At 39.0% G+C, this 26848-nt stretch carries 26 protein-coding genes; 12 read left to right on the forward strand and 14 right to left on the reverse strand.

Annotated elements, in window-relative coordinates; genetic code table 11:
- The first annotated feature begins 132 nt into the window (after nucleotides 1–132).
- The 3 genes from BUB93_RS09290 (at nucleotide 133) to BUB93_RS09300 (ending at nucleotide 3208) form a co-directional block, all read left to right on the forward strand.
- Nucleotides 133–1218, forward strand: a complete 1086-nt coding sequence (locus BUB93_RS09290) for a DUF362 domain-containing protein (RefSeq protein ID WP_073271351.1) — start codon at nucleotides 133–135, stop codon at nucleotides 1216–1218.
- Nucleotides 1219–1462: 244 nt separating this feature from the next.
- Nucleotides 1463–1816, forward strand: a complete 354-nt coding sequence (locus tag BUB93_RS09295) for a P-II family nitrogen regulator (RefSeq protein WP_073271353.1) — start codon at nucleotides 1463–1465, stop codon at nucleotides 1814–1816.
- A 153-nt stretch (nucleotides 1817–1969) separates the two neighbouring features.
- Nucleotides 1970–3208 carry an ammonium transporter gene (locus BUB93_RS09300; RefSeq protein ID WP_423230809.1) on the forward strand — a complete coding sequence of 413 codons (1239 nt, stop codon included), beginning with the start codon at nucleotides 1970–1972 and terminating at the stop codon, nucleotides 3206–3208.
- A 55-nt stretch (nucleotides 3209–3263) separates the two neighbouring features.
- On the opposite strand, the gene BUB93_RS09305 is transcribed toward BUB93_RS09300, so the two are convergent.
- The 3 genes from BUB93_RS09305 to thrC are packed head-to-tail and all read right to left on the reverse strand — an operon-like array spanning nucleotide 3264 to nucleotide 6086.
- Nucleotides 3264–3698: an ACT domain-containing protein gene (locus tag BUB93_RS09305; protein ID WP_073271355.1), complete on the reverse strand. Its 435-nt coding sequence runs from the start codon at nucleotides 3696–3698 to the stop codon at nucleotides 3264–3266.
- Between the two features lie 13 nt (nucleotides 3699–3711).
- A complete protein-coding gene (thrB, locus tag BUB93_RS09310) occupies nucleotides 3712–4620 on the reverse strand; it encodes a homoserine kinase (RefSeq protein WP_073271357.1) in 909 nt (302 codons plus the stop codon).
- On the reverse strand, nucleotides 4617–6086 hold the full coding sequence (thrC, locus tag BUB93_RS09315) for a threonine synthase (RefSeq protein ID WP_073271359.1): 1470 nt from the start codon (nucleotides 6084–6086) through the stop codon (nucleotides 4617–4619). The genes thrB and thrC overlap by 4 nt, the downstream gene beginning before the upstream one ends.
- A 136-nt stretch (nucleotides 6087–6222) precedes the next feature.
- Between thrC and BUB93_RS09320 the strand changes: the two genes are divergently transcribed.
- Together BUB93_RS09320 and BUB93_RS09325 are read left to right on the forward strand one after the other, a co-directional pair.
- Nucleotides 6223–7455 carry a homoserine dehydrogenase gene (locus tag BUB93_RS09320; protein WP_073271360.1) on the forward strand — a complete coding sequence of 411 codons (1233 nt, stop codon included), beginning with the start codon at nucleotides 6223–6225 and terminating at the stop codon, nucleotides 7453–7455.
- Between the two features lie 35 nt (nucleotides 7456–7490).
- A complete protein-coding gene (locus BUB93_RS09325; protein WP_073271361.1) occupies nucleotides 7491–8699 on the forward strand; it encodes an aspartate kinase in 1209 nt (402 codons plus the stop codon).
- 49 nt (nucleotides 8700–8748) lie between these two features.
- Here the strand turns inward: BUB93_RS09325 and BUB93_RS09330 are convergent, their stop codons facing one another.
- From BUB93_RS09330 to BUB93_RS09375, 10 genes are all read right to left on the reverse strand, one after another.
- A complete protein-coding gene (locus tag BUB93_RS09330) occupies nucleotides 8749–9225 on the reverse strand; it encodes an S-ribosylhomocysteine lyase (protein ID WP_073271364.1) in 477 nt (158 codons plus the stop codon).
- Nucleotides 9226–9290: 65 nt separating this feature from the next.
- A complete protein-coding gene (locus BUB93_RS09335) occupies nucleotides 9291–10019 on the reverse strand; it encodes an ABC transporter permease (protein WP_073271366.1) in 729 nt (242 codons plus the stop codon).
- Nucleotides 10003–10746, reverse strand: coding sequence for an ABC transporter ATP-binding protein (locus tag BUB93_RS09340; RefSeq protein WP_073271368.1), 744 nt, complete (start codon nucleotides 10744–10746; stop codon nucleotides 10003–10005). Before BUB93_RS09340 ends, BUB93_RS09335 begins: the two co-directional genes overlap by 17 nt.
- Nucleotides 10739–11320: a UbiX family flavin prenyltransferase gene (locus tag BUB93_RS09345; RefSeq protein ID WP_073271370.1), complete on the reverse strand. Its 582-nt coding sequence runs from the start codon at nucleotides 11318–11320 to the stop codon at nucleotides 10739–10741. Before BUB93_RS09345 ends, BUB93_RS09340 begins: the two co-directional genes overlap by 8 nt.
- Nucleotides 11320–12189, reverse strand: a complete 870-nt coding sequence (locus BUB93_RS09350) for a UbiA-like polyprenyltransferase (protein WP_073271372.1) — start codon at nucleotides 12187–12189, stop codon at nucleotides 11320–11322. The genes BUB93_RS09345 and BUB93_RS09350 overlap by 1 nt, the downstream gene beginning before the upstream one ends.
- Nucleotides 12173–13618: a menaquinone biosynthesis decarboxylase gene (locus tag BUB93_RS09355; protein WP_073271374.1), complete on the reverse strand. Its 1446-nt coding sequence runs from the start codon at nucleotides 13616–13618 to the stop codon at nucleotides 12173–12175. The genes BUB93_RS09350 and BUB93_RS09355 overlap by 17 nt, the downstream gene beginning before the upstream one ends.
- Before the next feature lie 17 nt (nucleotides 13619–13635).
- Nucleotides 13636–14601, reverse strand: coding sequence for a polyprenyl synthetase family protein (locus BUB93_RS09360; protein WP_073271376.1), 966 nt, complete (start codon nucleotides 14599–14601; stop codon nucleotides 13636–13638).
- A 6-nt stretch (nucleotides 14602–14607) separates the two neighbouring features.
- The gene (locus BUB93_RS09365) at nucleotides 14608–15129 is read right to left on the reverse strand and encodes a Gx transporter family protein (RefSeq protein ID WP_073271378.1); all 522 of its coding nucleotides are present in this window, start codon (nucleotides 15127–15129) and stop codon (nucleotides 14608–14610) included.
- A 13-nt stretch (nucleotides 15130–15142) separates the two neighbouring features.
- Nucleotides 15143–15490, reverse strand: coding sequence for a NusG domain II-containing protein (locus BUB93_RS09370; protein ID WP_073271380.1), 348 nt, complete (start codon nucleotides 15488–15490; stop codon nucleotides 15143–15145).
- Between the two features lie 81 nt (nucleotides 15491–15571).
- The gene (locus BUB93_RS09375) at nucleotides 15572–17563 is read right to left on the reverse strand and encodes an FAD-dependent oxidoreductase (protein ID WP_073271382.1); all 1992 of its coding nucleotides are present in this window, start codon (nucleotides 17561–17563) and stop codon (nucleotides 15572–15574) included.
- Nucleotides 17564–17932: 369 nt separating this feature from the next.
- On the opposite strand from BUB93_RS09375, the gene BUB93_RS09380 reads away from it, so the two are divergent.
- Nucleotides 17933–18799 carry a hypothetical protein gene (locus BUB93_RS09380; protein ID WP_073271383.1) on the forward strand — a complete coding sequence of 289 codons (867 nt, stop codon included), beginning with the start codon at nucleotides 17933–17935 and terminating at the stop codon, nucleotides 18797–18799.
- A gap of 149 nt (nucleotides 18800–18948) precedes the next feature.
- The gene (locus tag BUB93_RS09385) at nucleotides 18949–19998 is read left to right on the forward strand and encodes an FAD:protein FMN transferase (RefSeq protein WP_073271385.1); all 1050 of its coding nucleotides are present in this window, start codon (nucleotides 18949–18951) and stop codon (nucleotides 19996–19998) included.
- Nucleotides 19999–20101: 103 nt separating this feature from the next.
- On the opposite strand, the gene BUB93_RS09390 is transcribed toward BUB93_RS09385, so the two are convergent.
- The gene (locus BUB93_RS09390; RefSeq protein ID WP_073271387.1) at nucleotides 20102–21016 is read right to left on the reverse strand and encodes an ABC transporter substrate-binding protein; all 915 of its coding nucleotides are present in this window, start codon (nucleotides 21014–21016) and stop codon (nucleotides 20102–20104) included.
- 200 nt (nucleotides 21017–21216) lie between these two features.
- Here BUB93_RS09390 and proC point away from each other — a divergent pair, with 200 nt between their 5' ends.
- The 5 genes from proC to BUB93_RS09415 all read left to right on the forward strand — a co-directional run bounded on the left by proC (nucleotide 21217) and on the right by BUB93_RS09415 (nucleotide 26507).
- Nucleotides 21217–22035, forward strand: a complete 819-nt coding sequence (proC, locus tag BUB93_RS09395) for a pyrroline-5-carboxylate reductase (RefSeq protein WP_073271389.1) — start codon at nucleotides 21217–21219, stop codon at nucleotides 22033–22035.
- Between the two features lie 14 nt (nucleotides 22036–22049).
- Nucleotides 22050–23291, forward strand: coding sequence for a pyridoxal phosphate-dependent aminotransferase (locus tag BUB93_RS09400; protein WP_073271391.1), 1242 nt, complete (start codon nucleotides 22050–22052; stop codon nucleotides 23289–23291).
- 93 nt (nucleotides 23292–23384) lie between these two features.
- Nucleotides 23385–24704 (forward strand): hypothetical protein, encoded by a 1320-nt coding sequence (locus BUB93_RS09405; protein WP_073271392.1) that lies wholly within the window; start codon nucleotides 23385–23387, stop codon nucleotides 24702–24704.
- Nucleotides 24701–25711: a LacI family DNA-binding transcriptional regulator gene (locus tag BUB93_RS09410; protein ID WP_073271393.1), complete on the forward strand. Its 1011-nt coding sequence runs from the start codon at nucleotides 24701–24703 to the stop codon at nucleotides 25709–25711. Before BUB93_RS09405 ends, BUB93_RS09410 begins: the two co-directional genes overlap by 4 nt.
- A gap of 85 nt (nucleotides 25712–25796) precedes the next feature.
- Nucleotides 25797–26507 carry an IclR family transcriptional regulator gene (locus BUB93_RS09415; RefSeq protein ID WP_073271395.1) on the forward strand — a complete coding sequence of 237 codons (711 nt, stop codon included), beginning with the start codon at nucleotides 25797–25799 and terminating at the stop codon, nucleotides 26505–26507.
- Nucleotides 26508–26848: the final 341 nt, after the last annotated feature.

Consider the following 26848-nt stretch of genomic DNA (forward strand, 5'->3'; position numbering starts at 1 on the left):
ATTCGTTTTTTGAATTGTTCAGGGCTTTTTTAGGTATTAATGCATAATTAATTTTGTATGAGTCGTATATATGGGACATTGCATCGTGCAAGCTATTGTTATAGGATAAGTTATGTAAAGGAGGGACAGATAATGAATAGAAATGATATTTATGTAGTATACGGGAGCAATCCAAAAGAGATGGCTAAAAAGATTTTGCATGAGGTTCAAATAGAAGATCTGATTGGAGACAGAAAAAAGAAAATAGGTATAAAGCCTAACCTGGTTGTCGCTAAACCTGCACAGGAGGGGGCTACGACTCATCCGGAAATGGTAGCTGGAGCTATCGAATATCTTAAAGATAAGGGGTATGAAGACATTTCTGTCATTGAAGGCTCTTGGGTTGGGGACAGGACCTCTGAAGCATTTGACATATGCGGGTATAAGGATTTAAAAAGAAAGTACGGAGTCAAACTTGTGGATACCCAAAAGGACTCCTTCAGCTCATATGATTGTAAAGGAGTCAACATAAACATATGTGACAGTGCAATGGAAGTTGATTTTATGATCAACATGCCGGTGCTTAAAGGACATTGTCAGACCGGCGTAACATGTGCCCTGAAGAATAACAAGGGGGTCATAACCAACCAGGAAAAGCGCAAATTCCACACCATGGGACTTCACAAGCCCATCGCCCATTTGAACACTGTTGCAAAGAATGATTTTATATTGGTGGATGGGATATGTGGAGATTTGAATTTTGAAGAAGGAGGAAATCCTGTATCCATGAATAGGATAATCGCTGCAACTGATCCTGTATTATGTGATTCTTATGTTTGCGAACTAATGGGATACTCCTTGGATGAAGTTCCCTACATAAAAATGGCTGAAAAATTAGGCGTAGGCAGCTCAAGAACTGAAATTGCAAACATCCTTGAAATCAATGAGGCAAAAAACACCACCAACTCAATCACATCGAAAAGAAAAGTTAAGAAGCCAAAGTTTGTTGAGGAAGTGGATGCCTGCAGCGCTTGTTATGGAAGTTTGTTACGTGCCCTTGATAGACTCGACGAAACAGGTGATTTGAGAAATATAAAGGACAAAATATGCATAGGACAGGGGTTTAAAGGTAAGAATGGAAACTTAGGAATTGGAATCTGCACATCAAATTTCGACAAGTCACTGCTAGGTTGTCCTCCTAGAGCCATAGACATTGTGGACTTTTTAAAAAACATCTGAAATGAAACATTTTGAAAAACAAATCAAAAAGTTTTGAAAAAGTATTGACATAGACTTGAATTGTAGGCTATAATAAGTCCAACAAGTTGAAACAAGTTAATAACGACGATGAAGTCTGTATTTACCCAAATGCAGACTTTTTTTATTTTACAGTTTTGAAATTGTAGAATAATTAAATTGAAAGACAACGGCGTCTATATAGAAATATATAGGCGCCGTTAGTAATTTATGAGGAGGAATAAACATGTCAGACAAATTGACGAAAATTGAAATCATCACAAAGGGAAGCAAACTCGAAGACTTGAAAGATGGGCTTAACTCAATAGGAATCACCGGCATGACGGTTACTCAGGTGCTTGGATGCGGAATGCAAAAAGGAAAAACAGAGTTTTATCGAGGAAATGAGTACAAAATCGACTTGTTGCCAAAGATAAAAGTTGAGGTGGTAGTCTCAGTCGTACCTGTCAAGGAAGTAGTAAGAATTGCGAAAGAAGTTTTGGGATCAAATGAAATTGGTTCAGGTAAGATCTTCATTTATGAAATTCAAAATGCAATAAGAATCAGAACTGGCGAAGAAGGCACATCGGCACTGAATTAATACAAAAAAATGCATCCCGGGTTTATATGGCGCCCGAAATGCAAATCAGCCATCCTGCAAGATGGCCTTACACTACACAGTGAAATTATATCACAAATAAGAGGAAAAATTAATAAAGATGAAATAAACGGAGGGATAGATATGGATATGGAAATGGCAGTTTCTTTGGATACGGTATGGGTATTGCTTGGTGCGGTGCTAGTGTTTTTTATGCAAGCGGGGTTTGCGATGGTTGAAACAGGTTTCACCAGAGCAAAAAATGCAGGTAACATAATAATGAAAAATATTATGGACTTTTCAGTAGGTTCAATAATCTACTGGGTATTTGGATTTGGAATCATGTTTGGAGACAGCATAGGCGGGGTCATAGGAAGCCTGGACTTGTTTGTAAAAGGGACGTATGATTTTGGAGTTCCTACTTTCGCATTCCTGATTTTTCAAACGGTATTTTGCGCAACGGCAGCTACAATAGTTTCAGGAGCTATGGCGGAAAGGACAAAGTTTGTTTCTTACCTTTCTTACAGCTTTTTCATATCACTGATTATTTACCCTATAGTAGGACACTGGATTTGGGGTGGCGGATTCCTTGCAGAATTAGGATTTGTTGATTTTGCTGGATCAACAGTTGTACACTCTGTTGGTGGATGGGCAGCTCTTGTTGGAGCGGCAGTAATAGGACCGAGAATAGGAAAGTACACAAAAGAAGGAAAAGCGAAGGTTATACCAGGTCACAGCATAACATTGGGAGCACTAGGAGTATTTATACTTTGGTTCGGATGGTTTGGTTTTAACCCAGGATCTCAATTGGCTGCATCCGGTCTTGAAAATGCTGAAGCTATAGCGAGCATATTTATTACCACGAACTTAGCTGCTGCAATGGGCGCAATAATGTCAATGGCAGTTACATGGATAAAATATGGCAAACCTGATGTAAGTATGACTTTAAATGGTGCATTGGCAGGACTTGTTGGAATTACAGCAGGAACAGCATCAGTAACACCGATAGGTGCTGCTATAATTGGAGCTATAGCAGGTGTAGTTATTGTATTCTCAGTAGAGTTTGTAGATCATGTTCTTAAAATTGACGATCCGGTTGGTGCGGTAAGCGTTCACGGAGTATGTGGAGCTTTGGGAACATTGATGGTAGGATTTTTCGCAGTAGACGGCGGGTTGTTCTATGGTGGTGGCGCATCTTTGCTGCTGACTCAATTGATAGGCGTATTGGCTGTCGCAGCTTGGACAATGACTACGGCATTCATACTCTTTAAATCAATAGACAAGCTTGTAGGACTTAGGGTATCAAGAGAAGAAGAACTGGAAGGTTTGGATATTACCGAACACGGCATGGAAAGCTATGCAGACTTCCAACTGAAATCAATTATAAAGGAATAAAAAGCAAGACATGAGAAAAGCCCTTAATAGGGCTTTTCTCATGTCTTGAATTATCTCATTCGATAGCAAGCAGCCTGACTTTTGTTATACCCTCCAGACCTTTCAGCTTATCCATAAGCTGGTCCATCGACAGGTTTAGCTCCAGTACATCCAAAGTAATATTGACGATGGCGCTGTTGTTGATTGGTATATCTTGATTGATGGTAAGTATGTTGGCATTTTCCTCAGCTAATATATTAAGAAGGTGAGACAGGATGCCTTTTTTGTGTTCGAGTATAAAGCTGAGGGTCGCCTTTCTTCCCAAGTGATTTGAAGGAGAAAAAATGAAATCTTTGTATTTATAATATGTGCTGCGGCTTATGCCTACAGCTTTTACTGCATCGCTTATGTTCTTTTGTCTGCCGCTTTCAATTAAGTTTCTTGCTTCCAGAACTTTGTCGTAATACTCCGGAAGTATATCTTTACTTACGATTAGGTATTTGGTGAGCATGCCTACACATCCTTTATAAAATCTCGAAAAAGGCCCCAAAATCATCCACTGGAAGATTAACCAGCATCCATCCTTCATCGAGGAGGTATAAATGACTTTTAATTTTAGCCGTGTTCAACATATTGTTTTTGCTTACGCACAAAAGGGCAGGGCCGGAACCACTGAAGGTACAGCTTAATCCTCCGTTTTTAATGACGGATATCTTGATTGAATCAAAGTTTTTCACCAAGGTTTTTCTTTGATCTTCATACATATGATCTTTGGAGCCAATAACTATTCCTTCGGCATCTCCAGAAATCAGAGATAAAAGAAGTATTGAGCTGTTGGCTATATTCAAGCTTGCAGTTTTCAAGGACACGCTGTCGGATATAATTTCACGAGCCTCTCTAGTGGAAATTTCAAACCCTGGGATAATAACGTGAAATTTTAATTCCGAAGATAAAGGAGCTTTTTTACAATAAAAACCCGTGTCTGTTTTAGTGCTGACTGTCAGCCCGCCAAAAAAAGCTGGAGAAATGTTATCAGGATGGCCTTCCAGTTCGCATGCGATCTGAAATAACTCATTTGTATCATAAGGCTCGTCCAATATCAGGTTTGCTCCCATAAGTCCTGCTACTATGCATGAAGCACTGCTTCCAAGTCCCCGACCTGTAGGTATATCTGTATTAAATTCGATATACAGGTTCTCAGCATATGAATCATCTTGGTGGTGTTTTTTAAATAGCGCCATTGCAGATTGGTATACAAGATTTTCCTCGTTTTGATACTTTGGATCACATCCCTTATACACCATTTCATCTGATCGTCCAATAGTAAAGCTATTGTACAAGCCAAGGGCTAGTCCGAATGTATCAAATCCAGGCCCAAGGTTTGCCGATGTTGCCGGGACAGTTACCTTGAAAAGTCTATCTTTATTAATCATAACAGTATTTCAGTTATGCTTTCCTTCATTTTATGAGAGTCGCATACTTTTTTATGTAAATCTTCTGATGTGCACATGGCAATCAGTTCATTGGGCAGGGACAAACCCGTGCTTTCTGACAGCTTTTCAATCAATGTGTAATCATCAAGTTCAGACGGACCGAATATGGCTTCGTAAACTGATTTTGTAAACTTGTAAGGGCTGGCGGTTGACAGTATTATATTATAAGTGTTGTCTCCTGTCTCTAATTTGTAGTCTTCGTATACCTTGCACCCTACTGCAGTATGGGGATCAATTACATATCCGTATTTGTCATAAACATTCTTTATGGTTTTTAGAGTATCTTTTTCATCACAGTAATTGCCATAAAAATTCTCGGATATTGTATTTTTGATTTCATCGGATACTTTGTATTTTCCTAGGCTCGATAAGTCGTCCATTGCTTTTTTTACAAAATCACTATCAAAGTTCGATACGTGGTATAAAAGCCTTTCAAAATTGCTTGAAACCAAAATATCCATGGAAGGGGATATGGTTTTGATGAAAGGTCGGTTTTTGTCGTATTCTCCGGTTTTGAAGAAATCGAACAAAACATTGTTATCGTTGGAAGCACAAATTAGCTTATTTATTGGCAATCCCATATTTTTTGCATAATAGCCTGCAAGGATGTTCCCAAAGTTGCCTGTAGGAACAGTAAAGTTTACAGGATCGTTCATTTTTATTTTTCCAGATTCTACAGATTTGATATAAGAGTCGAAATAGTAGACTATCTGCGGAACGAGTCTTCCTATATTGATAGAGTTGGCGGAAGAGAGAACGAATCCATTTTTTTTCAACAATTTATTATAGTCTTCGTCGCTGAAGATTTCCTTGACTCCCCTTTGCGCATCATCGAAGTTGCCTTCAATAGCAATTACATGAACATTCTCTCCGGATTGAGTCGTCATTTGTTTTCGCTGTATCATGCTGACTCCGTCATTTGGAAAAAACACAACTATGCTTGTGCCTTTTACATTTGCAAATCCTTCCAAAGCGGCTTTGCCTGTATCTCCGGAAGTTGCTGTAAGTATGACTATTTCATCATCTACATCTTGAATTTTAGCTGAAGCAGTCAAAAGATGAGGCAGTATGCTCAAGGCTACATCCTTAAAAGCCAAAGTTGGACCGTGGTATAATTCCAGAAAATTTAGATCTCCAAAAGCAGCCAAGGGGGTTACTTCCTTGGTGTTGAATTTACCATAGGATTGGCTAATCATATCTTTCAAGTCCCCTTGGTCAAACTCGTGGAAATATCTTGAAAGCACCTGGAAACAAATTTCTTCGTAGCTTTTGCCGTTTAAACTTTCGACTTCTATTTTTGGGAAATCCTCGGGTACAAACAAACCTCCATCTGAAGATATGCCTTTCAGAATAGCTTCAGATGGCATCGCAGTGATATTGGAACGTGTGCTGTTGTATTTAAGCATTAAAAAAACCTCCATTAAAATTTACTATCGTTGTTGTATTTGTCTATTATCTATGATAAAATGTTTTCGTGTAAAAAACAAGTGTTTTTAGTATAAATACAAAATAAATAATATAAAGAAATTTTGAGGTGAAGGCATGAAGATAGCACTGCTGGGAATGGGCACCGTGGGTACGGGCGTATACGAGATAATAAATGAAGAAAAAGGCAATTATTTTGCAAATGCTCAAGAAAAAGTAAATATAAAGAAGGTTTTGGTTAGAGATAAGACGAAAAAGAGAAAACTGGATGTCTCTGAGGACTTGCTGACAGATTCCTTTGATGAAATTCTTGAGGACCAAGAGATTGAGGCTGTCATCTTCGCCATGGGGGGGATGGAACCGGAATACAGCTACATGAAGGATGCAATGAGAAACAAAAAACATGTAATTACAGCTAATAAGGCAGTTGTATCTGAATATCTTGACACGCTTTTAAAACTTGCCGAAGAAAATAACGTGATGTTTTTGTTCGAGGCCAGTGTGGGAGGCGGAATACCGATAATCACTTCATTGAAGGAAACACTTAAGATCAATCGGATAGATGAAATAAAAGGAATACTGAACGGAACTTCAAATTTCATACTCTCTAAAATGTCCAGCGAAGGCAGAGATTTCGATGATGTATTAAAAGAGGCTCAAGAGCTGGGCTTTGCTGAGGCGGATCCAAGCGCGGATGTTGACGGATTCGATGTTTCCAGAAAACTCGCGATATTGTCATCATTGGCATTTGGATGTCATATAAAAGATGAAGATATTTACAAGAGGGGCATCAGAGAGGTTTCAAAATCGGACATGGAAATGTTCGATAATCTAGGGTATGTACTCAAGTATCTTGCACATTCAAAAATGGATGATGGTAAATACTGCGCAACGGTAGAGCCTGTGCTCTTGTCGTCAAAGAATATCATGAGCAATGTAAATGAAGAATTCAATATCGTATCAATCCACGGAAACATTATAGGAGAATTGCAGTTTTACGGCAAGGGAGCAGGGAAAAACGCAACTGCCAATGCAGTAGTTGGAGATCTCTTGTACATAATCAACAACTCCGAGAGGCGAGACGACATCATTCTGGATAAAACGGTGGAAAACAAGAAACTGGATATTTTCCAAGGAAAGTATTACTTAAGAGTTGATATAAAAAATCACGAAGAATTTAAAAAAATAATTGATATGATAGATGAGACATCAAGAGTCAAAAAGATGATGGTTGAGAAAAGTCAGATATTCGTAGTAACTGAAGAGCTAAGGGCATACACAGTGAATGATCTGGCACAAAGAATTGCAGATATGGGTAATGAACTGTTTTATGCAAGAATAGTTCAATAAATCAGCTTGAATCATATCCAAGAAAGGAATAACAAATGAAAAACTTAATAGTGCAAAAATACGGTGGTACAAGTGTTGGAGATATAGACAGAATTAAAAATGTCGCTAAAAGGGTCATAAAGACAAAAGAATCAGGCAACAATGTGGTCGTGGTGGTATCGGCTATGGGAGACACTACAGACGATTTGGTTAAAATGGCTTACAAGATTAATGAAAACCCCCATAAAAGAGAGATGGATATGCTTTTGTCCACTGGGGAACAAATATCAATAGCTCTGCTTGCCATGGCCATTCAAAGCATGGGCCAGGATGTTATATCACTGACAGGTGCTCAGTGCGGGATACTTACATCCTCTAGGCACAGCAAGGCCAAAATAGATGCTATAAATACTGAGCGAATTGAAAAAGAGCTCAAGGCTGGGAAGATCGTAATAGTTGCGGGATTTCAAGGAATAAACAAGGATCTGGATATAACTACCCTTGGTAGAGGGGGATCAGATACGACAGCGGTAGCACTGGCTGCTGCTCTAAAGGCAGACAAATGTCAGATTTTCACTGATGTCGATGGAGTCTATACCGCCGATCCGAGAATAGTGCCTAGTGCAAAGAAGATAAATTCGATTAGCTATGACGAAGTATTGGAGCTGGCGGCTCTTGGTGCTAAAGTGCTTCATCCAAGATCCGTGGAGATGGCCGGAAGGTTCAATGTAGCATTGGAGGTCAGATCCAGCTTCAATGACAATGAAGGAACTATAATAGGGGAGGTAAACAAAATGGAAAAAGTATTGATCAGGGGCATATCCCTAGATGAAAATATCGCAAAAATATCTGTAATGGAGGTGCCGGATAAGCCGGGTATAGCTTTCAATCTATTTTCGCTTCTTGCCAGAGCTGATATCCACGTTGATATGATAGTTCAAAACGTAAATAGGAACAATGTTAACGACATTACATTTACAGTTGCATTGGATGAGCTGCAGACAGCTGTGGATATAGCTCAAAAGTTTGCATTTGAAGTTGGTGCAGAAAAAGTAGAATACGACAAAGGCGTTGCAAAGCTATCAGTGGTTGGGACTGGAGTTGTTGCTAACGCTGAGGTAGCATCCAAGTTTTTTGAATCTTTATACGAAATAGGGGTGAACATTCAGATGATTTCCACATCTGAAATAAAGATATCCTGCATAATCAATAAGGATAAAGGAAAAGAAGCCATGAAGCACATTCATGAAAAATTCGATATGTAAATAAATACAAGGAAAAATCCAAAGATCAAAAGATGATCTTTGGATTTTTTCAGCTAGGGTAGCTTAAGTTTTCCTCGGGAATGTCCTTTAACAGATTGTAAAACTCTGCAGCCTCGTTTCTGGCGGTTTCTAAATCCATATCCGAATAATTGCCACACTCTACTGGGCTTGCGCCAGGCACGGCATCAGTGAAATCCTTGACGAATTGGAACAAGTCCTTGAGAAGAGGAACGATGTCCCTAGATTGATATGAACCCTCTAAAATCAGGTAGAAACCGGTTCTGCAGCCCATAGGTCCAAAGTAGACTGTGTGGGATGAGTACATTTCATGGTTCCGCAAAAAAGTCGCACCAAGGTGTTCAATTGCATGAATATCACCGGTGCCCAATACTGCATCGACGTTTGGTTTTTTCATTCTGATGTCAAACGTAGTTAAGGTGGTATCTCCAAATTTGTCTATTCGAGATACATATACACCCTTTTGAAGTTTTTCGTGGTCGACTGAAAAGCTTTCAATTCGTTTCATATGTAATCCTCCATTTCGTTATTACACAAATTTATACCCTTGATTTCAAAAGATAATATTTGTTTTTAATGATTGATAATTTTTTTTTCGATATACTCAGTTGCTGTAAAGAGCAATAGGCCTAAAATGCTCAAAGTTAAAATTCCGGAAAACATGCCTATGTAGTCGATTCTCATCATGCTGTCCATGATAAAATAACCGAGACCATATTGGGAACCGAATGTTTCAGAAAAGAAAAGAACTGCAATTCCCGTTCCCAGTGCGATTCTTATAGAGGATACTAGTGAAGGCAGGCTGTAAGGAGCAAGTACGTGGATGAAAATCTGTGTTTTTGATGCCCCCAATACTTTCAATGGATAAAACAACGAGGGATTTATGACCCTGACAGTATCTCTGGTATTGACGAGTATCTGAAAAAATATGATTATATATATCATGGAAATTTTAGTCGCGTCTCCCAAGCCGAATAAAAGCATGAAAATAGGCAAAAGGGCTATCTTGGGAACAGGATAAAGAAGGTAGATTACAGGTGATATCAAGCTGTCCAGCTTATTATGATAACCCAGCATTATTCCAATAGGCCATGCTGTTAATGCGGCTAACGTTATTCCTAGAAATATTCTCTTTAAGCTGTACAAACTGTGCATCAATAGCTTCCCGTTGAAATTTTTTATAGTATTCGATATCACAGGATAGGGAGCAGGCAGTATGTTGCTATCCATCAAAATACTTCCGACTTGCCATAAAAGAATGAGGAAAACAGCTGCAGCGAAAAGCTTAATAATGTTTTTCATCAAAATTCTCTCCTCTAACGAGCGTTTCAATTATGCTTAAATGCTCCAGGTAAATCTTATCGGTCTTCTTATGTCCCTTTGCCTTGTTATTCAATTGCCGGCATTCTCCACGACTTAAGACGACGATGCTGTCAGCTAGATACAAAGCTTCATCAAGGTCATGGGTGATGATTAGAGTCGTAGGCTTGAATCTTTCATGTAAGGACAAAAACAGATTGTATCCGGACAGCTTGCTAAGGGCGTCTAGAGAAGAAAATGCTTCGTCCACTAGGAGTATTTCAGGGTTTAATATCATCCCTCTAGCCAGAGCCACGCGTTGTCTTTCGCCACCGCTTAAGTTATTGGGGTAGCGGTCAGTCAAATGAGAAATCCCAAGATTGTCTACAATTTCTTTAAATAAAGATTCTTTTGGTTGCATTTTTTTTATTTTGCAAGGTAGCAAGATGTTGCTTTTAACCTTGAGCCAGGAGTAAAGACCATGATCCTGGGGAACATAGCCTATTTTGAGTTCTTTGTTGCTTATGGGATTGCCCTTTAAGCTGATCTTGCCAGAAGTCTTATCTATTATTTGCCCTACTGTCTTTAATAAGGTTGTCTTTCCGATTCCCGAAACTCCAGTGACGCAGGTGATAGAACCTATTTTTGAAGAGAAGTCTATATTATTGAGTATTTGGTTGGAGTCGATAGTTACATTTAATTTTTCAACCCTGAAGCAATTATCAATCATCAGTTTGCCCCCAACGTTTGGCATTCTGATTTTCAATTTCCAAAAGGTCAAGTACTCGCGAACAATGATGATTTATTATGTCATCCAAGGTTTTGGGGAAGTTGTAGAATCCGGGACTGACAGGAGCGATGCAGGCACCGGCATCGTTTAATGCAAGCATGTTCTTCAGGTGAATCCCATTATAGGGTGTTTCCCTTGGACAAATAATAAGCTTGCGTTTTTCTTTAAGGCATACATCTGCAGCCCGGATAATTAGGTTGTCAGATGAACCACCGGCGATTTTTCCCAACGTGCCCATGGAGCATGGAAGTATTACCATGCCGGAGGTTTTAAATGAGCCACTGGCAACAGGTGAGAAAAAATCATCCTCAAGCTCCACATGAAAATTGCTAGATACGTTAAATTCTTTAATAAAACATTCATAGGATATAAGCAACTCGTGAGATAGAACCTGCATTCCGGTTTTAGATACGATCAAATGAACTTCGTGACCCAAATGCAAAAGCAATTCTACAATTTTTTTGCCGTAAATGCTTCCCGAGGCCCCCGTTATGGCAATTATATATTTAGACATTAAAATCCTCTCCTAAGCCAAAAGTCTAAAAATGAAAATATAAAAAAGATTACGCTTACTATTTGGTTGATGTGATAACTTGCCCAATTCATAAACTTAGCATTTCCCGGACGCACCAACCTGTGCTCCGTGGCAAACAGCACTCCAATGATTATCAAACCTGTAAGATAAATGTACCCGTTGTTTAAAACAAAAAACAAAGAAAAAAGTATGAGCCACGAAGCAGCGTGAAAAAATGCGGCGATTTTCAAGCTGTTTTTATATCCGAAATAAGCAGGTATAGAGTATAGACCTAGTTTTTTGTCAAAATCGATATCCTGTGTTCCGTAAAGCACGTCGAATCCTCCAATCCATAAAGCAACTGCAGAGGATATTAGAAAAGGCTCATAAGATAGCTTCCCGGTTACGGCTATCCAAGCTCCAAATGGAGCGCCGGCACAAGTAATTCCAAGGATTAAATGGCATGCCCATGTAAATCGCTTTGTGTATGAATAGGCTACAAATAAAAACAAAGCAATGGGGGACAGATAAAAACAAAGGGGGTTTATCAGGTGTGCCGCAGCGGAAAAGATTAGGAACAAAACTGCAGATAGGATAGAAGCCTCTTTTTCCGTGACGATATTTTGCGGAATATGGCGGTGGGCTACCCTAGGATTAATCTTATCATATGGTGAGTCAATAACGCGGTTTATGGCATTTGCCCCATTCCTTCCTGCAAAGAGCGCAACAATTATTAATGCTATAAGACGTGGTTCAGGGAATCCTCCTGCCGCCCAAATCATGGAAATCATTGCAAAGGGAAGTGAAAAAAGGCTATGAGAGAACATCACAAGTTCACCATAGTTTTTTATCTTATTTGCCAAACCCATAATCTGACCACCTTTTATCAACCATCTTTTTGATATCCTCGCTCATGGTAATGTCGTTTGGCCATTCTCTGTCATACCCTTCGCTTTTTAATTTTTTTGTCGCGTCTATGCCTAGCCGGTTGCCGAAGAAAGGAGTATTTGAAGAGTGATCCAATGCATCAAGAGGGCCCTCGGATATCATCAAGTCTCTTTTGGCATCTATATTGTTAAATACTTTCCACATTACTTCAGATAAGTTTTGAACATCGACGGTATCGTCAACGACGATTATCATTTTAGTATACATCATCTGACCTAATCCCCAGAGTGAGTTCATAACCTTAAAGGCGTGTTTTGGGAAAGCTTTTTTAATTGATACTATTGCACAGTTGTGGAAGACTCCTTCCAGGGGAAGATTCATGTCGGTAATTTCCGGTATGAGCATTTTAATAAGGGGAAAGAATATTTTTTCTGTCGCCTTTGCGATGTAACAGTCTTCCATAGGAGGCTGTCCCACGATTGTCGCAGGATACACAGGATCTTTCTTTCGGGTTACCTTCTCTACATGGAATACTGGGTACATGTCTTCCAATGAATAATAACCGGTATGATCGCCAAAAGGCCCTTCTTTTCTTAATTCATCGATTTCCACATAGCCTTCCAAAATAAACTCGGCGCATGCAGGGACGTAAATATCACAGGTTACGGCTTTTACGGTCTCTACAGGAGATTTCCTTAAGAAACCTGCAAATATCATTTCGTCTATCATCTTGGGCAATGGAGCAGTGGCAGAATAAATCAGTGAAGGGTCGCATCCTAAAGCTACGCACACGGGCATTTTCTTAATGCCTAACTTCCGATGATTATCATAAATTTCCTTTCCGTCTTTATGAAGGTGCCAGTGCATTCCTGTAGTTTTTTTATCATATTTTTGGAGTCTGTACATCCCCATGTTTTGAGTGCCACTGATGGGATCTTTTGTTATAACTAGAGGCAGAGTGATAAAAGGGCCGCCGTCTTCGGGCCAGCAAGTTAGGATAGGCAAGGTATCTAAATCTGCATCCTCTATGACTTCTTGACAAGAAGCCCTGTTGATTTTTTTTGGAAAGATAAAAGGAAGTGGAGCTAATTTAGGTATGGACTTGATCTTCCCCATCAAGCTTGAATATTGATCCAACTTGATAAGATTCTCGATTTCATCGGCTATAACTTTAACATCTTTTACTCCAAGTGACATTGCCATTCTTTCGTAGGTACCCATAGCATTTATTAAAAGAGGATACTTAGAACCCTTTACATTTTCAAAAAGAAGAGCAGGTCCGTAAGACTTTGACACGCGGTCAGTTATTTCGGTTATTTCTAAATATGGATCAACTTCTCTTTTTATTCTGTGAAGCTCACCTTTTTTGTCTAAAAATTTAATGAATTCTTGAAGATCTTTATGATACATTTAATCCTCCTTGATGTTTAATATTTTCTGTTGAGCATCCCTTTGATTATATCCTCTAGGATATTCTTGTTCTCGGAATCAGGAAGCTTGGATATATAGTTGAAAGCTTTATTTGTGTATTTTCGTGCTAGAAGCCTGGCAGCATCCAGACCGTTGTTGGATTTGACCAGATGGTGAACCCTGTTGAGATCATTCTCGTTAAAATTAGTTGTTTCCAATAGCGTTTTCAGCTCGTTGCTTTTATCATTGTTTAGGGCGTATATAACCGGAAGTGTCAGATAACCTTGTTTTAGATCGTTCATGGTACTTTTTTTGATAGTTTGATTGTCGGAATAATCGAGACAATCATCGATTATCTGAAAAGCCATGCCGGTTAGGTATCCTATCCGTGTAAGTATTTTTACTTGCCTGTCTGATAGATCGCTGTTCATAGCACCTATGTGAAAGCTCATGGCAAACAACGCAGCTGTTTTTCCGGTTATTATCTTCAAGTAACTGAAGATTCCGTTATCGTATTTATATCTTAAGCTGTATTGCTTTAATTCACCCTTGCAGATACTAAGTATGGCTCCTGAAAGTTTTTCCATAGTTTTAGTTTCAAAGTGGGAAGATATTAAAGTAAAACATTTGGCAAATAGGTAATCGCCGATAAAGACCGCACTATCCTTACCATATTTACTTTGGACGCTCTCAACGCCTCTTCTTAATTTTGCCTCGTCTATAATATCGTCATGGACAAGGGTTGCGATATGAAGCATTTCTATTACAGCTCCAAGTCTGATTGCGTTCTCCCTTTTGTATGAGCCAAATTCAGCGGAGATGATCAAAAAAGCGGGTCTTAACATCTTCCCCCCTGATGTCACAGCACCGGAGATGGCTTCGGTGATGAAATCATCCGAGTCCTTGGTTGTATCTATAATCAACTGAGTTACTTCACTCAAGATGTTTCCTATATGAGGATAGTCTTTCCAAAATTCATTCATTATCAATCACCTGTTATTTTTGTAGTTAAAATTATTTTTAGATAAGTATTTAAGTAGATAATTGGAAACTAGCCCTACAAACAAACCTGTCGGAATTGCTATGATGAACAGGTATGGGAGCAATATTGCAAGTTTGGGATTTGACAGGATAAGCATAGCTATTCCTAGCTGACCCAAGTTGTGAAATATCGCACCTACGATACTTACACTAACCAAACTGAGTTCATTTCTGAACAACTTTATGATTATATACATTGCCAAAAGGCTTAGAACTCCTCCGGTCATTGAATAAATAATTGAAGCCATATTGCCGAAGAGAAGACCGGTTAACAAAGTTCGCGCAATGACAATCAATAGGCAGCTTTTAAAATTCAAGGTGGACAACGCAAGAACTGTTGCAATATTGGCTAGCCCTAATTTGGCACCTTGTATCGGGATTGCGGGCAAAAGTGACTCTATGTAGCTGAGTATCATTGCCTGTGTGACGAGCATGGATATGTATACGAGTTTTTTTGTATTATTTTTCATTTTGCACTCCAATTCAATCGTTTCTGGTTACTTCCACAATTACCCTGTTTGGAAGGCATACGATCATTTCTCCGTTTTCATCTGCAGGTGTCGTGTGAACGCAAATTTGATCCGGACAAGTAGCTTCCACAATTCTGACTACGCCACTATCTATTATTACGATGTTTACGTCACCGTTTTGTTCGACGCGTATCTCTTCGTTGGTGTCTTTAGTCAAAGGAATTTCTCGAAACACCTCTCCATCTATAGTTATGACTACCTTGAGATCAGCGGCGTCGCTGCTGTAAATATGGGAAAACAACAGTCCTATAACGGCGATAATTAATACAACAGCCATTAAAACCAGGTCCTTCTTTTTCATAAATTCACCTCTATTGAAACGTTATATATATTTTATTAAAAATATCCTTCCCCGTAAAGAAGAAGGATATTTTTCAATCTATTATTCAAAATAATCAAAGTATAGATATGATTTTTGAGCGAACCTTGTTTTAGACCAAAGAGACTTGATTTTTGGTAGAACGTAGTAATCCAGTCCAAAAGCGCTGCCTGATCCTTGAAGCATTGCAAAAGCTGCTACGATATACCAAATCATAGTCGCATCCGCCATGCCCGTAAAGATTATTCCGATGCCCATTCCTATGCTCATTGCAGAGCTTAAGAAAGTAAATAATCCAGCTATTAGGCACAAGCCTATTAGTATTTCGGCAATTACCATGAAAGATTGAACTGGAACCTCGATAGGAGTCATCCATTTGTTCATGATATCAAGCATGAATTCAGGTGCCTGCATCAATGAATCGCCGTATCCTGAAGGCTTATGGTTTACCGCCCATTGAACGAATCCAGGCAGGTCAAGCCCTTCGGCTACTTCTGCAGCACCTTCTGCAGCCTCAGTAGCCCATGTTCCGCTGTCCGCCAAAGGAGTGGCGATGACATTTGAGCCGTTGGCAGATGCTTGGATAATCCCCTGTGAGGATTGAGTTGCACCCGCGCCTGCATCAGTTGCGCCTGATCCTCCGTCTGTGTTGTATCCGGCGATGGCATTCATCATATTAATGACCTTAGGGCTTTCAAGCCAACCTTCTGCTACCTTGACCACACCTTCTACCAACCACATATAGCCTAACCAGAGTCTTAACGGCAGCTTCCAGAAGTTCTTTGATGAGGCAGAAAAATGTCCTCCCACAAAGGAACGCCTGTTTCTAATGTGAAAAAACTCATGTCTAGCATAATTCCATATCTGTCTCAATCCACCAACCGTGAATTGATAGTAGATGTTTACCATGTGCTTGATAAACTGAGCGAAAAAGCCAGAAGTTTTAAATCCGGTGTCGGCTACGGCATATCTCGAACCTACAGAAACCATGAAACCGTGGTATTTTTGGCTGTGTTTGTGCAAATCTTTACCTTGCAACAAAGCGGCTACGTTTAATGCTGCTGTATGTGCTGACTGCTCAGCGGCCTCAACGATTTGAGGCATTGGACCTTCTTCCTCAGTTATATAGCAGGCGCTATCTCCAACAATAAAAATATTGCTTTGAACTTTGCCTTCTACGTGAGGTTGCATATAGTCATTTACATTGACGCGGTCGCATCGTCCCATGTCAAGTCCCAAGCTTGAAGTGAATTTGGTATTTTTAATTCCTGCTGTCCAAATTAGGGTGTAAGAAGGGATTTTTGTTCCGTCTTTTAATGTGAAGGAGTCTTTTGCTATATTAACGATGGGAGCTTTTTTGAGAAGCTGTATCCCTAATTTTTTATAGCGCTTTTCCACCTTTGCAACTTGGGAGTCGCTTTCAAGCATATTTAAGATACGATCCATTGCTTCTATATTATATATAGTAACTTCATTGATATTCACACCGTGCTTTTTGGCCAGGTGGTCCTTGGCTTCTCCTAGTTCGCCTGCCATTTCCACTCCTGTGAATCCACCGCCGCAAACGGCAAAAGTCAACAGTTTTCTTCTTTCGACTTCGTCAGGCTCAGACGAAGCCTTTATGAACATTTCTTCAACATGTTCTCTTAATTTCACTGCATCCTCATAGGACCATAGTGTATGGGAATTTTCAGCAGCACCTTCTATTCCAAAAAAATTAGGTTCGTTTCCTGTTCCCATTATAAGATAATCGAATGGATATACTTTGCTATCAGATGATAACTGTTTGTTTTGAAGATCGAACTTGGTTATTTCATCTACGACTACGTTTACTTTTCTGCCGGCAAATATTTTTTTAAGATCGATTTTAATAGATTCAGGCTCAGTTCTATGACCTGCAACTTCATGAAGCTCTGTCATGAGTGTATGGAAGTTGTGTCTGTCTATCAAAGTAATCTCTACGTTTTCATCATTCTTGAAGATTTTATGGAGAGTCTTTGCGGCTTTTACTCCGGCATAGCTTCCTCCAAGAATGAGAACTTGTTTCCTTGACATAGTTTTCCTCCTTGTAAAAACATTTTGTTTATTGAGATAAAATGTGAAAATGATTGCCCATATGAAATTTAAGTACAAGCAAAAAAATGATTCGCACATACATATAATATAGTATCGTTAAATAAATTTCAATATACGCAAAGGAATTTAATCGTATACACACAGAAGATATTTTTTTAACATAGACATAATATATAAATAAAGGTAAAAAAAGAGAATATATAACGTGAAATCGAATTTAAATGTAAATTTCACTGTACAAGATAATCAAGTTATAAATTTCACAAGCCGAAAACTATTGACTGAGTTATGCAGCGATGTTAAAATAAAAACGAATAAAAATATTTCATTAAGTCAAGGGGGAAAAAAATGAAAAAACTATTATCTATCTTAATCGCAGTATTGATGGTGGCTACTTTTGCTGTAGGTTGCGGAACAACTGACAACGGAGACAATGGAGATAACGGAGCAACTTATGCAGATGGCGTTTACTTTGCCCAGGAAGATGAATTTGCTTCTTCAGGTTACAAGTACTTTGTTGTAATAACAGTTGAAGGCGGCGAAATCACTGATGCTCACTGGGGTGGAACAAACCTTAAGCCTGTTGGAAATAAAAAGACTTTTTCAGCTGAAGGAAACTATCCAATGGTTGAAAGAGGTGGAGCAGCAGCAGAGTGGGATGTTCAAGCAGCAGCAGCAGAGGCATGGTTGATTGAAAATCAAGATCCTGCAGCTTTTGATGACTTGTACACAAGTGAAGAGGGCTATACAGATGCATTAGAAACTGACGACGGAACTCAGGTATCTATCCATGTAATAGAGTTCTTTGAATTGGCAAAGACTGCTTTGGCAGGAACTCCTGTTTCAGCAGGAGATTACGAAACTCCTGAAGATTATGTAGTAAATGCAGTAATCGAAAGCGATGGAGACTGGAACAATGTAGCTGAATTCATAGTAGTTAATGGAACAATCGTTTCAGCAAACTACAACGCAACATCAAATGTTGAAGACCAACCTTTGAGCAAAAAAGAGTTGGGTGCGGATTATGGAATGGTTGAAAGAGGCGGAGCGAGTGCAGAGTGGGATGAACAAGCCGAATCTGTAGAAGCTTTCGTACTTGAAACTCAAGGATTCGACATTGAATTCGATGCAGATGGAAAAACAGACGCTATAGCAGGCGTGACAATAACTGCAAACTATTTCCAAGAACTGTTTGAAATGGCTTTAGGACAATAATTAATTAAGGCTTAAAAGCTTCAGGTTCTCCTGAAGCTTTTGCTTTTTGTAAAATGATCAGAATCCGCATCAATCTAGCAGTCTAGGGGCTAGTGATGCTGTTTAAATAATATCCCCAAAATCAATGAAATACAAAAGTGAGGACTATAATGCATAGAAAAAGTTTTTTGGTTATAATAGCAATCATCCTATTGTTTCTGACTGCGTCATGCAGCGCTCCGAAGGAAGAGATGATAAGCAAGAACGATTTTCTTTTAAATACGGTAGTCAGCGTTAGGCTATATGACGTCGATAAGGAAGCTGAAACTATTATTGATGATTCCTTTAAACTTATAAGTGAATTGGAAGGTTTATTAAGTGTTCATGTAGAAGGCAGCGATCTAGATAAGCTTAAAGACAATTCGGGCAGAGGTCCGGTTGAGGTTTCAAAATATACGATTGAGGTCATTGAAAGAAGCCTTGAGTATTCAGAGATAACTGATGGTAGGTTTGATATAACGGCAGGCCCCCTGATTGATTTGTGGAGAATAAATCCGCCAGAAGGATATGTCCCTTCAAATGATGAGGTAATTGAAGTACAAAAGCATATAGACTATAGAAAAGTCATTGTAGACAAAGAGAAAAGAACTGTTGAACTTTTGGATGAAGATATGGTTCCAAACTTGGGTGCAATTGCCAAGGGCTATATTGCTGACAAGGTAAAGGACCTTCTTGTTGAAAGAGGGATTGAACATGCGATTATCAACCTTGGAGGCAACATACTGTTAGTTGGCGACAGACCGGTCAATCAAGATTTCAGAATAGGAGTTCAGGATCCGGATGCTCCAAGAAATTCATACATAGGTGTCATCAACGCTACAGACAAATCCATTGTATCGTCGGGAGATTACGAGAGGTACTTTGAACGAGACGGCATAAGATATCATCATATTCTTGACCCTTTTACCGGTTACCCCACCGACAACGAAATCAGGCAAGTAAGCATTGTTTCAGAAGAATCAATGGATGGTGACGCTTTGAGCACGGTGATATTCTTAATGGGTTTGGACAAAGGGCTAGAGATAATAAACAGCATGGAAAATGTGGAAGCTATATTTGTGACCAAAGAGCACGAATTAGTAATAACTCAGGGTCTAAAAGACAGTTTTGATTTTGACGAGAATAACTACGGAGATAAATATGAAGTAATATATAGATAAAGACAGCCATTGGCTGTCTTTATCTGTTGAATGAAAATTGAATTTCACGTAACATATCATCAAAGGAACTGAGAAATAGATAGATATTTTCCTAAGGAACAAATCAATCGGTTAAAACCATGTCTTCGTAAGAATATAATTCGCTGATGAAGCCTTTCCCGTACAGCCATTTTAGAGCCGATGCCAGGTTCTCTTCGGTAGGCAATGATGAGTGGGTATATCTGAGATTATACAAGTCTGTCAGAACCGGCTCCGGAAAGTTCATTATCTGGTTGATTTCTTTCAAGCTATCTTCTAGGCCGCTGTCGTTTATTTTATCTACTGCCCTGTTATAAGCAGCATAGAATCCTTTGACGGCTTCAGGGTTTTCCAATACAAAAGATTCATTAAACAGTATTACTCCGGGATAAACGCCTAAATCTACATTTGTTGAAATAACTTTAGAATTATCTTTTTGAGCCAAATAGGTCAGAGGATCCGGTAGAGTTGCTGCATCAATCTGGTTTTCCCTCAGCATTTCAAGCCTGGCAGGCATGATTGGTATATTGGTTTTTGAAATATCTGAAATTCCATACTTCTCTACTGTCAAATCCAGAAGGTATTCCATTAATGTATTTGTAGAAAGTCCGACCTTCTTTCCTTCTAAGTCATAAGGGCTGTTTATATCTGAATCCGGAGAGGAGAGTATGGCATATCCACATTCAGTTCTCGATGATATTATCAAAGCATTTCCCGACTCCTTTAAAAAACCTGCTGATATCAAATCGGAAGAAACAGCGTTGATGGTATTTGCCTGCAATGCTGAATCCCTATCTAAGGCACTTTGGAAGATCTGGATTTCAATTTCGACTCCTTGGTTTTCGAAATAACCGGAAAGATCGGCTAGAACGAAAGGGATAGAGGCTGTATCACTCATCAACCCCAAGGATATTTTGTCAGATGAATCGCTCTTGTCGCTGCATCCTGAAAACAGAAATATGCTTGTTAACAATAAAATAAATGCTATGTTTTTCTTCATGTACGTTTTCTCCTTTGTCAGTGTATTAATGGCTGCAGAACAATTATAATAAAAAGACATCATAAATGCCAAGTCTTTTTAAGAAATGCGTACAAAAATCAAAGAAAGTGCATAAATATTAGTATCGATACAGATTATTTATAGAAAAACAGAGATATTATTAGTATAATAGATTTAATATTCAAAGGAGAGTGCAGATTATGGATAAAATAATAGGATTTATCGGTTGCGGAAACATGGCTCAGGCCATGATAGGAGGAATTGTAGACTCGGGACTGATTTCGAGCAAGAATATTTATGTATCAAATCCTATAGTTGAACAACTAGATTTGGTCAGGTCAAAATATGGTGTTAATATAACAAAAGACAACAGGGAAGTAGCTAAAGTTTCAGATGTTTTGATAATTGCGGTCAAACCCCATATTTGTGATCAGGTCATAAAAGAAATTTCTCATGATTTGAAAGATGATGTGATATTTACAAGCATTGCTGCAGGGAAGACAATTAAATCACTGGAGGAATCATTGGGAGCAAGAAAGCTCAAAATTATAAGGACTATGCCAAATACTCCGGTGCAGGTCGGGGAAGGCATGAGCGTTATAGCTAATAATGATTTAGTTAATGAAGATGATTTGAAAACAATAGAGGAACTGTTTGGCAGTTTCGGTAGGGTTGAATATCTCGAAGAGAAATTTTTTGACGGCGCAACAGCTGTCAGTGGATCTTCTCCAGCATGTATATATATCTTGATCGAGGCGTTGGCTGATTCGGCGGTTCGAGCTGGAATACCAAGGGACAAAGCATATACTATGGTTGCACAAACAGTTAAAGGAACGGCAGAGATGGTTTTGGAGACTGGAATTCATCCCGGTGAACTGAAAGATAAGGTTTGCTCGCCGGGGGGGACTTCTATTGAGGCTGTAGCTGTACTTGAAAAAGAAGGATTCAGATCGGCAGTGATTTCGGCCATAAAAGCATCGGCACAGAAATCAAAAGAACTTTCAGAAAACAACAATTGAATGGGGGTTATGAAATGACAAATTTCAGTATGGCTGCCAATCATTCTATAAGACCAGTCAAGGAAGATGTTATTTTTGGGATGAGCTTAAAGGCAGAGGAAGCTATCAAAAGAGACGGTTTTAAAAATATAATTAATTCTACGATTGGGGCTCTTTTAGATGATGAAGGCAAACTAGTAACGTTTCACAGCGTTTTTGAAGTGCTAAAAGGGCTAAGCGATCAGCAAATTGCGGCATATGCTCCATTGAGTGGAATGCCTGAATATATAAAATGTGCCATAGAGGCTACTTTTATGGATTGCAGACCGGAAGGGTTTATTGATGGGGTAGCAACACCTGGCGGGTCTGGAGCAATACGTCATGCAATATGGAATTACACTGATGCCGGCGATAAAATATTGACTTCCAACTGGTTTTGGGAGCCATATCAGACAATGGCATCGGAACATATGAGAAAAATAGCTACGTACGAACTATACGATGAAAATATGGACTTTAACCTAAAATCATTTGAAACGAGTTTAAGTGAGCTGCTTTCAGAACAAAAACGCGCATTGATATTGCTTAACACTCCGGCACACAATCCTACTGGCTACAGCTTGAGCAGCTCCGAATGGTTGAGGCTTAGAGAGGTCTTGGTAAAGCTTTCAAAAGATGAAAACAATAAGATAGTATTATTTATTGATGTGGCATATCTGGATTTTTGCGAAGACGAAGAAAGAGAGTTTTTTAAAATCCTAGGAGGGCTTCCCAAAAATGTTTTGATATTGGTTTCATTCAGCATGTCAAAAGGATACACTTTTTACGGGTTGAGAAGCGGAGCGCTGATAGGAGTATCGTCGGAAGAAAAAGTAATAAAGGAGTTCAAAGAAGTTTGTGCTCATTCCAATAGGGGAGTCTGGTCTAATGGAACCAGAGCGGCCATGGAGACTTTGATTGAGATTTATAGAAACGAAACCGTGAAAGAAAAGGTCATGGCGGAGCGAAAAATACACAAGGAGATACTGAAGCAAAGAGCAGAAGCTTTCATTGACAGCGCAAGTAAAGTTGGGCTGGACTTGTGTCCGTATAAGGGTGGGTTTTTCATATCGATACCCCATGATGACTCCATAAAGATTGCAGAGAAGCTTGTGGAAAAAAATGTGTTTGTTGTTCCTTTGGAAAAAGGACTTAGATTTGCGGTTTGTGCAGTATCAATAGATAAATGCAAAACAGCCCCGTTATTGATTAAAGAAATGATGGATTCTTTGAAATAAATGAAAAATTCTATGAAAAAACATCAAGATTTATTATTGTAATCAAATACATTATGTTATAATTAATAAAAAAGCATGTTGTGGTGTAAAAAGATGAAAAAAATCATATTGCTTCTATTGATTTTTGCGTTGGGTTTTGGAACGGTGATGGCTGATAACAGGCCGATAGATGTTTACACAGCTGATGACGGAATGAAGATAGTGAGCTATGCTGAAAATTGGAATCAAGATAAGCTCAAGCAGATTTATGAAGAACTGAAAAGAAATACCCACGGTGAAGAGTGGAGCTATCTTGAATCAGTTAATTTATACCCTGGACCGAGTTTGAATGGCAAGGAAGATGGTCTGTACAACTATACATTGAGAAGAACAAGCCTGTTTTCAGGTGAAAAGCTGTCCCTTGAGAGAGGCAGCAGAATTGACCTGTATAATATGGATGTTAAAAATACTGTATCCGAGGCGGCAAGAGTCTTATCTCATGAATACGGTCACCATTTCACCATATATTATCTTGCGAAAAATGACCCAGAGTTCTTCTCGGAGTGGGAAAAGAGCGGGTTTTATTCTGCGAGACAAGGTAGTGCATATGGCAAGATGTCAAATGAACAAGGTACTGAGCATAGATGGAACATTGCAGAAATCGCAGCAGAGGATTACGTTCAGTTATATGGATCTCCTACGGGGAAGACAGCAATAAAAGTCAATGACATTAAGGAAAGGCTAGACAATAAAACCCTGGACAGGCAGATGTGGTTTTCTTCAGCTGCTTACAATATTATCCCTCAGGAAAACATGGATATACCGTTGGCTTTGACAGATGACAATATATCCTTGTATTGGGAAGAAGTTTCTGGAATAAAGGCGGATGTAGAGTATTATTCAAAGCCTGAACTGAAAATAGGAAAAATAGAGGATTTGGGCAACGAATATTCCATGTATGAATTAGCATGGACTAAAAGCACCAACGGCAAAGGGGAAGAAGCCTTGAGCTACACGGTTGTAGCTTTCGGAGATGAGATGATTGATTTTGTACCAATAAAAACCGTATTTAGAGGTGAGAAACGCTCAGCGATAATAGGAAGCGTTTTAGATAAAGATGGTAGAAATCTTAGATATTATACCGATTATTTTGTCTCTAATGGTTTTAGTAGAGTAAAGATTATAGTGACGGGGTCAAAAGGCGAAGCAGTAGCATCCTCATTATATACTCTAGATCTCAGTCAGGGTAAAATAGCTGCTGAAAATGGAATTGAAAGACAAAGCTATTACGTGCCAGGAGAACTGAGTGATAGAGAAAGTAGAATAACATCATTCATCATTGATATGACAGAAGAGTTGATACGACGAATTTTTTCACTAGTGGAGAGATTGTTATCATATAACATTAATTTTGAATCAGGAGGATTATTATGAACGTTAAAATCAAAGACGTTGCAAGAGAGGCAAATGTTTCTGTGGCAACCGTTTCAAGAGTTCTTAACAACATACCATTGGTAAATGATGAAACTAAGAAGAGGGTGTTGGATGCTATTGAAAGAACAGGATACAAGCCGAATGCGATCGCAAGAAGCTTGAAGATGCAAAAGACAAATACTTTCGGGATAATGATACCGGACATATCCCTTCCTTATTACACCCAAGTAGTGCGTGGCGTAGAGGATGTATGCAATATTTATGATTACAACATAATATTGTGCAACACGGATTCCGAGCCAAGCAAAGAGGAAAAGTATTTTGACGTTTTCATGGAGAAACAATGTGACGGGATATTGTACATAGGAAAAGGCCTGAAGCAAAACTTGGTCAATAAGATCGATAGCAGCAGGGTGCCTGTAGTATTGGGAGCAGTAAGTGATGTTATGGGAAGGTACCACAGCGTTGCTATAAACAACGAACAAGCTTCATTTGATGTAACAAAATACCTTATAGAAAATGGACATGAATCCATAGCTTTCTTTAGTGATGAGGACGAAGCATCTTTTGTTGCCCAAGAAAGAAAGAAGGGCTTTGTAAGGGCTCTAAAAAAATATAACATAAAAGAAAACCCTATATTCGAATTAAAAGGAAAGTACAGCATTAAAGGCGGATACGACTTGATGGATGAGCTGCTTACAAATGCTGAGCTGCCAACAGCCTTGGTGGCACTGAACGATGAGATGGCTTTGGGGGCGATAAGAAAGCTTGAGGATGCAGGTTACAAGGTTCCTGATGATATGAGCGTTGTAGGGTTTAATAATTTCCAGATTTCCGAGTGGTTCAAACCGGGCATAACGACTGTAGCCCAACCGATGTATGATATAGGTGCAATTAGCGCACGCATGTTGATTAAAATACTCAACAACTCTAAACCGGAGGAAAAAGCTGTGACTGTACCACACGAGCTAATAATAAGAGATTCGGTAAGGTCAATCAAAGAATAAACCTTCGGGTTTATTCTTTATTACTATGTATAAGAAACCCCATTAAGGTGCAATGTAAATAAATGTAGTGTGGAGGAGAATTATAATGCAAGTGGTTGAAAAGATTTCTGAGATTCTTCAGTTGATGGCGGCAAACCCAAATAAAAGACAGTGGAGAGCGACGGAGATTAGCAATAGTTTGAATATGAATATCTCAACGACTCACAGATTGTTGCAGGCTTTGAAAAAAGGAGGTTTTGTCAATCAAGACCAAGCATCCAAGCAATATTCGTTGGGAATAAACTTGATATATTACGCTGAAATCGTTAGGGAAATGAACTTGCCGGGCATGGTTGTCTACCCAGCAGTCCAGAGATTGTTCGATTCCACTAAAGAAACGGTCTTCCTAACAATTAAAGAAGGGGATACTTGTGTTGTAATAGAAAGAATCAATAGTCACCACGAGTTGAGAATCGTAAAGCAAATAGGGGACACAAGAATGTTGGGTCAAAGTACTTGTGGAAAAGTTATCTTAGCATTTTTGCCTGAAGAAATGAAAAAAAGAATAATATGTTACTGTGACGATGAAGTGCTATGCCAGAAAACCTTGGAAGAGACCAAAACAAATGGATATATTGCAGAATATGTTGAGGAGCTTGACAGCACTGTTGTTTCTGCGCCTATTTTTTCAGAGCAAGGAAATGTAGTCGCAAGTCTATCTGTTATTGTTCCACAGTGCAGAATGAGTGATGACAAGGAAAATCATCTTATAGAAGAAATTAAGAAAATAAGTAGTGAATTTATTCCGAAAAAGTGATAAAATACTCTTGCACACAAAAAGCAATCCCTTGTTTTTCAAGAGTATTTAAAGGTTAAAAAAAGATTCTAAAAAAGTTTTAAAAACGTGTTGACATAGGGTATGCATGTGCGTATAATAGTAAGAGTCGCCAAGAGAGACAGAGAGAACACAGAGACAGGGAAACGGCGCACAAACCAAGATCTTTGAAAATATAATAGCACACGAAAACAAGCCAAGAAAGAAAGAATTAACTGTAACAACGTTGATACCAAGAGTATCAAAAAGCCAAGAGAGTTCTAAGACGGACTCAAACACTTTATAATAGAGAGTTTGATCCTGGCTCAGGACGAACGCTGGCG

The sequence above is a fragment of the Alkalibacter saccharofermentans DSM 14828 genome, from assembly GCF_900128885.1.
Taxonomy (GTDB): Bacteria; Bacillota; Clostridia; order Eubacteriales; family Alkalibacteraceae; genus Alkalibacter; species Alkalibacter saccharofermentans.

Bases quoted from the DNA above. Each gene is read 5' to 3' on its own strand.
- BUB93_RS09330 (WP_073271364.1), bottom strand. From the start codon at position 9,225: ATGAAACGAATTGAAAGCTTTTCAGTCGACCACGAAAAACTTCAAAAG.
- thrB (WP_073271357.1), bottom strand. From the start codon at position 4,620: ATGATTAATAAAGATAGACTTTTCAAGGTAACTGTCCCGGCAACATCG.
- BUB93_RS09360 (WP_073271376.1), bottom strand. From the start codon at position 14,601: ATGAATGAATTTTGGAAAGACTATCCTCATATAGGAAACATCTTGAGT.
- BUB93_RS09320 (WP_073271360.1), top strand. From the start codon at position 6,223: ATGAAGATAGCACTGCTGGGAATGGGCACCGTGGGTACGGGCGTATAC.
- BUB93_RS09335 (WP_073271366.1), bottom strand. From the start codon at position 10,019: ATGAAAAACATTATTAAGCTTTTCGCTGCAGCTGTTTTCCTCATTCTT.
- BUB93_RS09375 (WP_073271382.1), bottom strand. From the start codon at position 17,563: ATGTCAAGGAAACAAGTTCTCATTCTTGGAGGAAGCTATGCCGGAGTA.
- BUB93_RS09300 (WP_423230809.1), top strand. From the start codon at position 1,970: ATGGCAGTTTCTTTGGATACGGTATGGGTATTGCTTGGTGCGGTGCTA.
- BUB93_RS09410 (WP_073271393.1), top strand. From the start codon at position 24,701: ATGAACGTTAAAATCAAAGACGTTGCAAGAGAGGCAAATGTTTCTGTG.
- thrC (WP_073271359.1), bottom strand. From the start codon at position 6,086: ATGCTTAAATACAACAGCACACGTTCCAATATCACTGCGATGCCATCT.
- BUB93_RS09350 (WP_073271372.1), bottom strand. From the start codon at position 12,189: ATGGGTTTGGCAAATAAGATAAAAAACTATGGTGAACTTGTGATGTTC.
- BUB93_RS09390 (WP_073271387.1), bottom strand. From the start codon at position 21,016: ATGAAGAAAAACATAGCATTTATTTTATTGTTAACAAGCATATTTCTG.
- BUB93_RS09355 (WP_073271374.1), bottom strand. From the start codon at position 13,618: ATGTATCATAAAGATCTTCAAGAATTCATTAAATTTTTAGACAAAAAA.
- BUB93_RS09380 (WP_073271383.1), top strand. From the start codon at position 17,933: ATGAAAAAACTATTATCTATCTTAATCGCAGTATTGATGGTGGCTACT.
- proC (WP_073271389.1), top strand. From the start codon at position 21,217: ATGGATAAAATAATAGGATTTATCGGTTGCGGAAACATGGCTCAGGCC.
- BUB93_RS09370 (WP_073271380.1), bottom strand. From the start codon at position 15,490: ATGAAAAAGAAGGACCTGGTTTTAATGGCTGTTGTATTAATTATCGCC.
- BUB93_RS09345 (WP_073271370.1), bottom strand. From the start codon at position 11,320: ATGTCTAAATATATAATTGCCATAACGGGGGCCTCGGGAAGCATTTAC.
- BUB93_RS09385 (WP_073271385.1), top strand. From the start codon at position 18,949: ATGCATAGAAAAAGTTTTTTGGTTATAATAGCAATCATCCTATTGTTT.
- BUB93_RS09290 (WP_073271351.1), top strand. From the start codon at position 133: ATGAATAGAAATGATATTTATGTAGTATACGGGAGCAATCCAAAAGAG.
- BUB93_RS09400 (WP_073271391.1), top strand. From the start codon at position 22,050: ATGACAAATTTCAGTATGGCTGCCAATCATTCTATAAGACCAGTCAAG.
- BUB93_RS09365 (WP_073271378.1), bottom strand. From the start codon at position 15,129: ATGAAAAATAATACAAAAAAACTCGTATACATATCCATGCTCGTCACA.
- BUB93_RS09405 (WP_073271392.1), top strand. From the start codon at position 23,385: ATGAAAAAAATCATATTGCTTCTATTGATTTTTGCGTTGGGTTTTGGA.
- BUB93_RS09305 (WP_073271355.1), bottom strand. From the start codon at position 3,698: ATGCTCACCAAATACCTAATCGTAAGTAAAGATATACTTCCGGAGTAT.
- BUB93_RS09415 (WP_073271395.1), top strand. From the start codon at position 25,797: ATGCAAGTGGTTGAAAAGATTTCTGAGATTCTTCAGTTGATGGCGGCA.
- BUB93_RS09340 (WP_073271368.1), bottom strand. From the start codon at position 10,746: ATGATTGATAATTGCTTCAGGGTTGAAAAATTAAATGTAACTATCGAC.
- BUB93_RS09295 (WP_073271353.1), top strand. From the start codon at position 1,463: ATGTCAGACAAATTGACGAAAATTGAAATCATCACAAAGGGAAGCAAA.
- BUB93_RS09325 (WP_073271361.1), top strand. From the start codon at position 7,491: ATGAAAAACTTAATAGTGCAAAAATACGGTGGTACAAGTGTTGGAGAT.